This window comes from Flavobacterium sp. (genome assembly GCF_044338735.1).
Taxonomy (GTDB): Bacteria; Bacteroidota; Bacteroidia; order Flavobacteriales; family Flavobacteriaceae; genus Flavobacterium.
Genome location: NZ_JBIIWV010000059.1, coordinates 1 through 12259, shown reverse-complemented (window position 1 = coordinate 12259; position 12259 = coordinate 1). Strand labels below are relative to the sequence as shown.

9 protein-coding genes and 1 tRNA gene are annotated in these 12259 nt (G+C 32.8%); 5 read left to right on the top strand and 5 right to left on the bottom strand.

Features of this window, described 5'->3' with window-relative positions; translation table 11 throughout:
- Positions 1 to 205, top strand: a 205-nt coding sequence (locus ACIQZC_RS05580; protein WP_396138250.1) for a substrate-binding domain-containing protein, incomplete at its 5' end; no start/stop codon positions are given.
- Here the strand turns inward: ACIQZC_RS05580 and ACIQZC_RS05575 are convergent.
- The 3 genes from ACIQZC_RS05575 to polA form a co-directional block, all read right to left on the bottom strand.
- Entirely contained in the window at positions 200 to 913 is a 714-nt protein-coding gene (locus ACIQZC_RS05575; protein ID WP_396138249.1) for a nicotinamide mononucleotide transporter family protein, read from the bottom strand. The two genes, ACIQZC_RS05580 and ACIQZC_RS05575, sit on opposite strands and share 6 nt — an antisense overlap.
- The gene (locus ACIQZC_RS05570) at positions 914 to 2221 is read right to left on the bottom strand and encodes a serine hydrolase domain-containing protein (RefSeq protein ID WP_396138248.1); all 1308 of its coding nucleotides are present in this window, start codon (positions 2219 to 2221) and stop codon (positions 914 to 916) included.
- Positions 2222 to 2283: 62 nt separating this feature from the next.
- Complete coding sequence (polA, locus tag ACIQZC_RS05565) at positions 2284 to 5145, bottom strand: DNA polymerase I (protein ID WP_396138247.1); 2862 nt, start codon at positions 5143 to 5145, stop codon at positions 2284 to 2286.
- A gap of 122 nt (positions 5146 to 5267) precedes the next feature.
- Here polA and ACIQZC_RS05560 point away from each other — a divergent pair, with 122 nt between their 5' ends.
- Both ACIQZC_RS05560 and ACIQZC_RS05555 read left to right on the top strand, forming a co-directional pair.
- Positions 5268 to 6497, top strand: coding sequence for a metallophosphoesterase (locus ACIQZC_RS05560; RefSeq protein ID WP_396138246.1), 1230 nt, complete (start codon positions 5268 to 5270; stop codon positions 6495 to 6497).
- A gap of 74 nt (positions 6498 to 6571) precedes the next feature.
- Complete coding sequence (locus ACIQZC_RS05555) at positions 6572 to 6868, top strand: co-chaperone YbbN (RefSeq protein ID WP_008256043.1); 297 nt, start codon at positions 6572 to 6574, stop codon at positions 6866 to 6868.
- Positions 6869 to 7048: 180 nt separating this feature from the next.
- On the opposite strand, the gene ACIQZC_RS05550 is transcribed toward ACIQZC_RS05555, so the two are convergent.
- Positions 7049 to 10327: a protein O-mannosyl-transferase family gene (locus ACIQZC_RS05550; RefSeq protein ID WP_396138245.1), complete on the bottom strand. Its 3279-nt coding sequence runs from the start codon at positions 10325 to 10327 to the stop codon at positions 7049 to 7051.
- A 156-nt stretch (positions 10328 to 10483) separates the two neighbouring features.
- Between ACIQZC_RS05550 and ACIQZC_RS05545 the strand changes: the two genes are divergently transcribed.
- A tRNA-Gln gene (locus ACIQZC_RS05545) sits at positions 10484 to 10554 on the top strand.
- Between the two features lie 120 nt (positions 10555 to 10674).
- Here ACIQZC_RS05545 and ACIQZC_RS05540 read toward each other — a convergent pair.
- The gene (locus ACIQZC_RS05540) at positions 10675 to 11499 is read right to left on the bottom strand and encodes a universal stress protein (RefSeq protein WP_396138244.1); all 825 of its coding nucleotides are present in this window, start codon (positions 11497 to 11499) and stop codon (positions 10675 to 10677) included.
- Between the two features lie 172 nt (positions 11500 to 11671).
- Here ACIQZC_RS05540 and rimP point away from each other — a divergent pair, with 172 nt between their 5' ends.
- The gene (rimP, locus tag ACIQZC_RS05535) at positions 11672 to 12139 is read left to right on the top strand and encodes a ribosome assembly cofactor RimP (RefSeq protein ID WP_396138243.1); all 468 of its coding nucleotides are present in this window, start codon (positions 11672 to 11674) and stop codon (positions 12137 to 12139) included.
- Positions 12140 to 12259 lie beyond the last annotated feature (120 nt).

Here is a 12259-nt window from a genome sequence, read left to right as displayed (position 1 = left end):
TGTAGGTTTTGCAGATGGTGTTTGGTCAAGAAGATTAACTCCAAGTCTTTCAACAGTTAGCCAACACGCTCCAGAAATCGGAGAAAATGCTGCAAATCTTTTAATTGATAGACTTGAAGATAAATCTTATATAGAAATTCCGGAATACAAAACCGTTGTTATAAAAACCGAATTGCGCCAAAGAGAATCTACTAGAAAACTATAACTGTCTTTTTTTATCATCGTTCCAGGTGATATAACCTAAAATTGCATTGACCATATAAAACACATATTTTATGGTATTTGCGATATTAAGCAACATCAAATTTTGCACGATTTTAAATGCATTATAAACTTGCCAGTTGAACCAATTGTCGGGATACATGCGACCTAAATTAAAAGTACCCCCAAAGCTTATACCCGCAGGGATAGCAATGATAAAAAACAACTTCCAATCAATTGCTCCTGTTGAAAAATTTGTAAAAGCAATATAATTCAACACAAAAGACAACAGTATTCCAATGCCCATATTTCTAAAAAAAATCAAATCAATAGTATTCAAGTATTGTTTCTTTTTCCAAATTTTAAAGGCAAAGTAGTTTCCAAAAAATGAAACAGGATAGGTTAAAACGGCACCTATATTCCCTAATAAAAAATCAATCCCACCACTTAATAGGGTATTACAAGTGCTGATTAAGTTTCCAAAATTATTTTTTTTGGTTACCAATCGGGTGGCAAGCATCGATAAAATAGTATTTACAATCGAAAAATAACCTAGATAAAAAGAATAGCTTTTTTGATTCCATTCAAAATCATATAGCGTTTCATGATATTTTAATAGAAAGGAAATACTAACTACTAAAACAACACCAATATAATCTAAATAACGACTATTGGTTATTTTTTTAATACTAGTAATTATATTATTACCCATTTATTCTTTACTGAAGTTAAAACTCATACCGCCTTGTTTCAATACAAAACTGTTTTCGCCAAAAATCATTTCGATTCCTGCGGGTGCAAATATAAATGTTTTTTCTTCTTTAAAAGTCAATGGAAAAGCACTTTGCCCTGTGGCTTGAGCAATTAGTTCATTGTTTTTTTCTGTGATGGTAATTTTTAAAGGCAAGTCTTTTGAACCATAGGTTCCTGTATAGTTTGCTAATATAGCGGGATCAACTTTATTAAATTTTGGAAACGGGAAAGGCATTTTGTAATAAATACTCAACACACCAATCATAATATCATTTCTGTTGAAATTATCCCCGTTTACAATTAATGAAACGCCTAATTTTTCAGTAGGGTAATACCCAACAACTGCTCTAAAATTTTCTATTCCACCCGTGTGACCATAAAAACGACGTTCACCAAAAGGAAATTGCATTAACGCTTTTCCATAACCTTCTTTGATTTCTTTCATTTGTTCTAAAGAAGAAGGTTTGATCAATTTTCCATCAAAAAGAGCATACATAAAACGTGTTAAATCGGCAGGAGTTGATATTAGTGCACCGGCTGAATAAGCAATAGAATTTTCCCATTCTTCCACTTTTTCCCATTTGGTCCCATTGAATAAATAAGAATAACTTTCTCCAACAGAAGTCTCTATTTTTCCTTGTGGAAAATACGTATTTAATAGGTTGGCTTTTTTAACAATTCGTGTTTGAATATTTTCTGCATACGATTTTTTAGAAAGCGTTTCAATAATGTAGCCTAATAAATTATAGTTTGAATTACTGTATTCGTGTTTCGTTCCAGGTTCAAAAAGTGGTTTGTAATCGGTTATTTTTTGAATCATTTCTTCTTTGGAATGAAAACTATAAATATTTTTTGCGGTAATTGAATCGCCATTTATATAATCTACAATACCCGTTCTATGATGTAATAAATCATATATTGTGATTTTTTCAGCATTTGGTATTTTCGGATAAAAACGATTTAATTTGGTTTGAAGATCTAATTTTTTTTCTTCAATCAATTGCATAATCATTACCGCTGTAAAGGTTTTAGTAACCGATCCAATTTTATATTTTGTCATTCGATCTGCACTTATGTTTTTTTCAACATCGGCAAAACCGTAGGCTTTATTAAATACTACATTTTCGCCTTCGCGAATACACAATGAACCCATGAATTTATCATTCTTATTCAAATACGTCAGCAAACTGTCTATCTTGGTGAATCGATCTTGTGCAGCAGTAAATAACGAATAGGTTAAAGCAAAAATAAGGGCTAATTTTTTCATCTAAAATTTAATTTATTATTGGTAATAAAAAGAATGTTTTTGTTACGTTCTCTAATATAATATCAATGCGCTTCCAACCAATTTTTACCCAATCCAATTTCCACATCTAACGGAACTGCCATTTTGAAGGCATTTTCCATTTCGTGTTTGATCATTGGTTGAATTTTTTCTAATTCGGAGTTGTGCACGTCAAATACTAATTCGTCATGGACTTGCAATAGCATTTTTGATTTCCATCCCGAGCCGTCGGGATTCTTTTCATTTAACTTCTTATGAATATTAATCATCGCAATTTTAATAATATCTGCAGCCGAACCTTGAATTGGTGCATTCACCGCATTTCGTTCGGCACCGCCACGAACAATTGCGTTGGCCGAGTTGATGTCTTTTAAATAACGTCTTCTGCCTGAAATCGTTTCAACATAACCGTTTTCTCTAGCAAAATCTACTTGCGAAGTCATAAACGATTTTAATTTTGGATAGGTTTGATAATACGCTTCTATTAATTCCGCACTTTCCTTGCGAGATAAATTCGTTTGGTTGCTCAATCCAAATGCCGAAACCCCATAAATAATTCCGAAGTTCACGGTTTTAGCATGACTTCTTTGCTCTTTCGTTACTTCGTCTAAAGGCACATTGAACACTTTTGCAGCAGTACTTTTGTGAATGTCTTCGTTGTTTTGAAATGCTTTAATCATGTTTTCTTCTCCACATAATGCAGCAATAATGCGCAATTCAATTTGTGAATAATCGGCAGAAAGTAAGGTGTAATTTTCATCACGCGCAATGAACGCTTTTCTAATTAATCGCCCTTTTTCTGTTCGAATCGGAATGTTTTGTAAATTAGGATTTGTAGAACTCAATCGGCCTGTAGCGGCAACGGTTTGCATGTAATCGGTATGAACGCGACCTGTTTTTTTATCAACTTGGTTGGGTAAAGCATCAATATACGTACTTTGTAATTTCACCATTTGGCGCCATTCTAAAATATCGCGCACAATTTCATGTTCGTTTGCCAAATAACTCAACACTTCTTCACCAGTGGCATATTGACCGGTTTTGGTTTTCTTTTGTTTTGTTCCTCCAATTTTTAGCTTATCGAATAAAATATCGCCCAATTGTTTTGGAGAAGCCAAGTTGAATTTCTCACCAGCGGTTTCATAGATTTGTTGTTCAAAAGCATCGATTTCTTTTTGCATCTCAACTGACATGCTTTTTAGAAATTCCACATCTAAACGAATTCCTTCTTTTTCCATATCGGCTAAAACAGGAACCAGCGGAATTTCGATTTCGTCAAACAATTTTTTAGTGCCTACTTTTTCTAAAATCGGTTGAAAGTGTTCTTTTAGTTGGAAGGTAATATCGGCATCTTCAGTCGCATATTCTTTAACGTCTTCCAGTGGAACATCGCGCATCGATAATTGATTTTTTCCTTTTTTACCAATCAACGTTTCAATCGATTTTGGTGCATACTTCAAATAGGTTTCTGACAAAATATCCATATTATGACGCATATCAGGATTAATCAGATAATGCGCAATCATGGTGTCGAATAATTTTCCTTTGACTTGAATGTTGTAATTCGAAAGAATTTTCAAGTCGTATTTTATGTTCTGACCAATTTTTTCGATGCTTTCATTTTCAAAAAACAGTCTAAATTTTTCAATTAAATGTTTTGCTTCTTCCTGATTTTCTGGAAACGGAACATAAAATCCTTTTCCTTTTTCGAAAGAGAACGACATTCCTACTAATTCGGCATTTAAAGCGTCAATTCCAGTAGTTTCGGTATCAAAACAAACCGAAGTTTGATTCAATAAATTCTGTAACAATAACTTCACTGGCAAATCACCTTGAATAATTTGGTAAAAATGCGTGGTGTTTTCTAAAGTGGCAAGCCCCATCCCAACCTTCCCCGAAAGGGAAGGGGTAGATTCGCCGTCTTCATAAAATCCGAATAAATCAAACTGTTCATCATTTGTTTTTTTAGAGACAATTTTTTTTTCAGTCTCTTCTTCAGCTCCCCCGTCGGGGGTTGGGGGGCTATCATATAACTTATCAAACTGAGCTTTCATTTGACGAAATTCTAATTCCTGAAACAATGTATCGGTTTTCTCTACATCGGGTTTTGATAATTCATAATCGTCTGCATCAAAAGTAACCGGACAATCGAGTAGGATAGTGGCTAATTTTTTGGATAAAATTCCAAGTTCTTTATTTGCCTCAATTTTATCTTTTATTGCGCCTTTTAATTGATGCGTATTGGCTAATAAATTTTCTAAAGTACCAAATTCAGCTAAGAATTTTTTAGCGGTTTTTTCACCCACACCTGGTAATCCCGGAATATTATCGGCGGCATCTCCCATCATTCCTAAGAAATCGATTACTTGGTCTGGACGTTCAATTTCAAACTTAGCTAAAACTTCTGGAATGCCCCAAATCTCGATATCGTTACCCATTCGGGCAGGTTTGTACATGAAAATATTTTCCGAAACCAATTGGGCAAAATCCTTATCGGGTGTAACCATAAACACTTGAAAGCCTTCTTTTTCGGCTTGTTTAGCTAAAGTTCCAATTAAATCATCGGCTTCAAAACCTGCTTTTTCAACAATAGGAATGTGCATGGCTTTTAACAATTCTTGAATATAAGGAACGGCAATTTTTATAGCTTCTGGCGTTTCATCGCGGTGCGCTTTGTATTCTTGATACATTTCAAAACGATAATCGCTTCTGCCTTTATCAAAAGCAACGGCCAAATGATCGGGTTTTTCGCGTTTGATAACGTCCATTAATGAATTCATGAAACCCATAATTGCCGAAGTATCCATTCCTTTAGAATTGATACGAGGATTTTTTATAAATGCATAATACCCCCGAAAAATAAGCGCGTAGGCATCAAGAAGAAAAAGACGTTTTTGAGCAGACATAAAAGATAATTGAATTTAATTTGTAAAAATACAATTCTTAATTTATATACACTTTGTTAAATTTCATTAAATGAAGTAGATTTTTCAACAAGTTGTGCTTTACTTTGCAAAAAAAAGGACTAATGATTCGTTGGATTATTTTTTTAGTATTTGTTATCATTTTGGAAATCTATGCTTTTCAGGCATTTAGGATGTTGATTAAATCCAAATGGTTTTTTATTTTCTATTACATAACCTCTGCAATTGCATTAACTTATATCGTTTATCAATTGTATCATTTTGATAGAAGCGTGGGTCAAACCCCAAAGACAATGATTACTATGGGATTGTTATTGTTGCTTTATGTGCCAAAATTACTGTTGACTTTTATTTTATTTGGAGAAGATGTAGTTCGTTTTATTTCAGGATTATTTTCATTGGCAACTAAAAGCGGTTCGGATAGTTTTTTACCCGAGCGTAGACGTTTTGTGAGTCAAATTGCTTTAGGCGTTGCTGCAATTCCGTTTGCATCATTTTTATACGGAATTACCATTGGGAAATACAATTTCAAAGTAATTAAGCAAACATTGTTTTTTCCAGATTTACCCGATGCTTTCGACGGAACTACTATAACTCATATTTCCGATGTGCACAGCGGTAGTTTTGATGATGCCGATAAAATTCAATATGCAATTGATTTAATAAATGAGCAAAATTCTGATTTGGTTTTGTTTACAGGTGATATAGTGAACACACTCGCAACCGAAATGGATCCTTGGATAACTACTTTTAAAGGAATTCATAATCCAAAATTTGGGAAGTTCTCTATTTTAGGAAATCATGATTATGGTGAGTATGTGGATTGGAAATCGCAAACCGAAAAACAATTAAATTTTGAAGCGATAAAAGACATTCATCGTAAAATGGATTTTAAATTATTGTTGAATGAGCATGTTACAATTTCAAAAGACAATCAAAAAATTGCTATTGTAGGTGTTGAAAACTGGGGACGAAAATTTGGAGAGCGAGGCGATTTGAATTTGGCTTCGCAAGGTTTAACGAAAGAAGACTTCAAAATTGTAATGAGTCACGATCCAAGTCATTGGGATGAGAAAATTCAGCACGATGAAAAGCATTATCATTTAACACTTTCGGGACATACGCACGGATTTCAATTTGGAATTGAAATCCCAGGTTGGTTTAAATGGAGTCCGGTGCAATATGTATACAAACAATGGGCAGGATTGTATGAAAATGTGGGAAGATATGTTTATGTAAATCGTGGATTTGGCTTTCATGCCTATCCAGGAAGAGTAGGAATTATGCCTGAAATTACGGTAATTCAACTAAAAAAAACAGAAAAAGTAGTGTAATTCATTAAAAATGCTACATTTGTATATTATTTTCATGTGAAAAATATTTTTTTTGATACTAATAAATTCAATTTATGTCAAAATTTGGAGAACTTATCGATGCTCAAGTACCTGTATTGATAGATTTTTTTACAGAGTGGAATGAACCTTCTGTTGCAATGAATGAAGTAATTCGTCATGTAGCCGCAGCATTAGGAGATAAAGCTCGTGTAATTAAAATTGATGTGGATAAAAATCAGGAATTAGCTGATGCACTTCGTATTAAAGGGTTGCCTACATTGATGATTTACAAAGAAGGCCAAATGGTGTGGAGACAAAGTGGAGAACTTGACGCAAACACATTAATTTCTTTAGTGCAAGAACAAGCTTAAGCACCTAAAAAGAGACAATTCCTTAATTTTCAGCTGTTATTTTCAGTGTAATTTTTATAATTTCTGCTATTGATTTATAGTGGATAATTTTTTGTTTTTGTATTTCAGAGTATATCAATAAAAAAATGTTCCAAAAGAAAGAAGTTTCATTTGGAACATTTTATATTTTTAAAAAAGGAATTATTCCATTTTCCGATTAAAAACAGCAAATCGTTTATTGAAATTATTAAACTTTATTTTCTCTTTAGTATAGAATTCTGTATCCTTTGCATTTTTAGCAATTTCAAGTAAGCCTCTATATTGTTCAATATCGCCCACAATATCAGATGCATAATAATATTGTTCAGCTAGTTTGTAGCCACTATAAAAAGTAAGATTCTCTTGATATTTTACTATTAATTCTGATAAAATTTTTCTTGCTTTTTCTTTTTTACCCACTTCATAATAACCCATTGCAAACGGATCAACCATTGAATAATATTCAAAATAAGCTATTGGCATTTTAGTCATGGCCAAATCAATTACTTTTTCGGCTTTTTCATTTTTACCTTCGTTGATTAAAGATTCCATTAAACGAGCCAAATTGGTGCGATAAGAAATGCTGTTTTTTCGTGTCTCAGGATCGTGATAGATTTTTGGATTGCCACTGTTTCCCCAATCCCATTTCATTACAATTGAGTACATTTTATCGGCATCTATTTGTCCCATTCGCATCGGGTTTGGATCTTCAGAAGGAGTTTTTAGCGGCACTAGTTTAAAACACATTCCGTCTAATTGTAAATAGTCTTTCATCCAAATATAATCGTCTTCCCCAAAGCTTCCACCTGTGAAATAAATAGGTCGTTTCCAGTTATTTTCATTAACAATGTCTAACATCATTAAACGGTTTTTATATAATGCTTTGTCTTTGATTGTAAATTCTATTTGAGGCACAATTGAATCATAATATTTCGGATGAACCACTCTGTTTTTGATGATTGTGTTTTTATCAATAGGAAGAATTACTTTTTTAGAAGGAAAATAATTCACTTTATTGCCGCTGTCTAATGTAATCTTTGCTCTTTCATCGTCTAATGCCACAAATTTTATTATTTCACTCAATAGTAAAGGTTCTTCGGTGCGTTCTACAAACAAACTATAATCTCTGAAACTTCCTTTGTATTGCTCTCGATTAAACGAACTTGGTATGGGATCAGAATCGTGTGTTTTCATTTTCATTTGGTCGATATACCAATCGGTCATGAACAAGCTTGTACATACAATTCGTATGTCGGTTCTATAACCTTCAATTTCTTGCATATACCACAAAGGAAAGGTGTCATTATCTCCAATAGTAAATAAAATTGCATTAGGCTCGCACGAGTCTAAATAAGCCTTTGCCATTGCAAGTGCTGTATACTTGTTTGATCGATCATGGTCGTCCCAATTTTCTTTAGCTAAAAGTACAGGTGATGCTAAGAAACATACACTTAAAACTAATGGTATTGCAACTTTTGGCGCGAGGTATTTTTTTATCCAATCAAAAATAGCATATACTCCAAAAGCAATCCACATGGCAAAAACATAAAACGAACCTACTAAAGCATAATCACGTTCTCTTGGTTCAAAAGGTCGTTCATTCAGGTAAATTTTGAGTGCCAGCCCAGTAAATAGGAATAAGGCAAGTAAAACATAAAAGCTTTTAGGGTCTCTTTTAGCATGAAAAAACAATCCAATTAGCGCTATGATAAACGGAATTCCATAATAGATATTTCGGCCTTTATTATTTTGCATATCAGAAGTAAGATTCTTTTGAGTGCCTACTAATAATTCATCAATAAATGAAATTCCTGTTATCCAATTTCCATTTGAATTGTCATATTTTCCTTGGTTGTCGTTTTGTCTTCCTACAAAGTTCCAAAGTAAATAGCGACCATACATATAGCCAAATTGATATTGAAACATAAATTTGATATTGCTGGCAAAAGAGGGTTTTTCTACAATTAAATATTCTCCATAAGTGGTTAAAAACTTATCGTAGTCTTTTAAATCATATTCGCCACTTGCATATCCTTTTCTAAATTCAGAAATTTTTTGTTGAATTTCATCTCTTAGTTGTTGTGTGTATTGAGCGAGTTCTTCTTCGCTTATTGTTTCAGGATCGATGCCATATTTTGGTAAATCGTCTTCATAAGTATAGTTAGCATTTAAACTAAATTCCAAAGGCGCTCCAAACGTCATATAATTTACATTGTGTTCGTTGCTCCACATTCTAGGCAAAAACGCTTTATGCGCATCATCAGTATTTTGTTTGGCGTTTTTGAAGTTATTTGTAATTATATAAATTCCCGTTTTATAATCACGTTCATAATTTGGTTTGTCATCTAAATAAGGTGTTTCAGAATCTAATCCCGAATAAGTATCAGAGAATTGTGGGCCATAAAACAATTTTTGTTCGCCATATTGTTCGCGATTGTAATACGCTAAAACTTCGGCAGCATCAGAAGGTTTGTTCTCGTTAATAGGCGTATTAGCATTGGCACGAATGGGCAACATTATCCAAGTTGAAAATCCGATTAAGATAAAAAGCGTAGATAATATTAAAGTATTGTAAAAAACATGTCCTTTTTTCTTGGTATAATTTAATCCAAAATAAAACACTGCCACAATAAATAAAAAGGCAAAAATAGTTCCTGAGTTAAAGGGAAGGCCTAATTCGTTTACCATAAATATTTCGGTTTTACCAAAAAATCCAAGGGTAAAAGGCAATAGTAATTTAAATATAAAAAGTAAAATGGCAACAATGATTACATTGGCTAATAAGAAACTTTTTATAGTTACCTTTTTGTATTTTTTAAAGAAATAAAGAAAACCAATTGCTGGAAAGGTCAACAATGCCATAAAGTGAACCCCAAATGATAAACCAATAACTAATGAAATGATCAACAACCATTTATTACCGCGTGGAGTTTCTATTTCTTGTTCCCAACGCAATCCTAACCAAAACAATAAAGCGATTAAAAAGGATGCCATCGCATATACTTCGGCTTCAACAGCATTATACCAAAAACTATCGGTGAAAGTAAACGATAATGAAGCAATTAGTGAGCTTCCTAAAATTACAATATTTTCCTGAGTTGAAATTTCTTTTGCAGAGCCAAAAAGTTTTTTTAGCAATAAGGTTAGCGACCAAAACATAAAAAGAACGGTAAACGCACTTGAAAAAACAGAAAGATAATTCACCATCAACGCAATTTTATCAGGACTTAAAGCAAACATAGCAAAGAATGCACCTAACATTTGAAACAAAGGAGCTCCAGGCGGATGACCTACTTCTAAATTTGCAGAAGTAGCGATATACTCGCCACAATCCCAAAAACTGAGTGTTGGTTCAACGGTTAACGAAAAAGTAAATAACGCAACTGCAAAAGCAAACCATCCTAGAATGGTATTCCATTTTTTAAAATTGAATGAAGTCATACAAAAATTAGGTTTCTTAATTTCAACTACAAAGAAACTATTTTTTTACAGATATAAAATGTTAAATTATATTTTTAATATTTTTTTTGGAAAAATTTGTGGAATACAAAATATGTACTACATTTGCACTCGCAATCGAAAAGGTTGTAGGGTAATTGGCCCATGGTGTAATGGTAACACTCCGGTTTTTGGTACCGTCATTCAAGGTTCGAGTCCTTGTGGGCCAACAAAACTCCGCTTATTTTAAGTGGAGTTTTTTTATGCACACATGTGATTGATTTGGTGCACTATAAGTATAAAAAAGACCGCTAATTTAGCGGTCTTTTTTAGGGTAAAAATTTGTATTTTTATATTTTAAAAGTAATTACTGGGCGTTTTGCATGATTTACTAAATCTTCGCTAATACTTCCGTTAAAGAAGTGTGATAATCCTTTTCTTCCATGGGTGCTCATCCCAATTAAATCGGCATCGATGCTTTTAGCAAAATGCAAAATCCCTTTTTCAACATTAACATCATTATAGATATGTGAAGATATTGCTGAGGTGTCTATGCCAATAAGAAATTCAGACATAATTTGTTGAGCTACTTTAGTGGATTTAAAATTGTTTGGCGTATTGATGTTTACTAAATGTAAGTGCGCTCCAAATCCTTGAGCAAATGCGAATGCTTTTTCAAATGGTTTTTTTGCTTCTTCTGAAAAATCTGAAGCAAAAACAAATTTTTGAGCACTAAAAGGGTCTTCATCGCGTTTAATTACTAATACAGGAATATCCGAATTTCTTACTACTTTTTCGGTGTTTGAACCAATAAACATTTCTTGAAAACCACTAGCGCCGTGGGAACCCATAACAATTAAATCGGCATTATGAGCTTTTCCATTTTTAACAATTCCTTCAAAAGCCATTTCAAATTGAATAATTTTTGTAACCTTTATGCCTTCAAGAAAACTGGAATTCATTTCGGAGTCTAATTTATTAACAGCAGCGTTTTTAAATAACATAAGTTCTGGTATTTCATGAGCAGTGGATATTGCATCATTTCCAGAAGTTGGAAGTTCTAGCATGTGAATTAAAAAAATTTCACCATCATTCTTTTTTGCAATTTGGGCAGCTACCTTTAAAGCATATTCAGCGTGTTTAGAAAAATCGGTGGGTACTAAAATTCGTTTCATAATATTGTTTTAGGTTATAGAATCGAGTGTGATTTAATCACATTATAAAGGTACAGAAAATATGTGAATTTGCAATATTTTTTTAATTCAAATTTAATTTATATATTTGCCGAGTTATTTAGAAATAAATGGATAATGAGGCACGCATAGCGTGCCTCTTTTTATAAAGAATATGACGTTTAAAAACAAAGTTCAAGAGTTATTAGATGTTGCGTTAGCAGAACGTCCTGAGTTGTTTTTGGTGGATTTATCAATCAATGATGCCAATAAAATTAGTATTAATTTAGATGGTGATCAGGGTGTAAATCTTCAAGATTGCATTGATATTAGCAGGTCAATTGAAAACAACTTAGACAGAGAGGAACAAGACTTTTCTCTTGAAGTAGCATCAGCTGGGGTTTCAAGTCCGTTAAAGTTTGTAAGACAATATAAAAAAAATATTGGTAGAACGCTTAATGTTAAAACAAATTCCTCAGACGATTTAGAAGCAAAATTAGTTGCTGCAGATGAAGAAAAGATTTCATTAGAGTGGCAAGCTAGAGAACCAAAAAAAATAGGTAAAGGAAAAGAAACCGTTCAAAAAAAGGTTGACATTCTTTATGAGAATATAAAAGAAGCAATTGTAATAGTATCATTTTAAAATAAAAAAGTTGACATGGAAAATATTGCGTTAATAGAATCGTTTTCAGAATTTAAAGACGATAAACTCATCGATAGAGTTACACTAATGGCAATTTTAGAGGAAGTATTTAGAAATGCT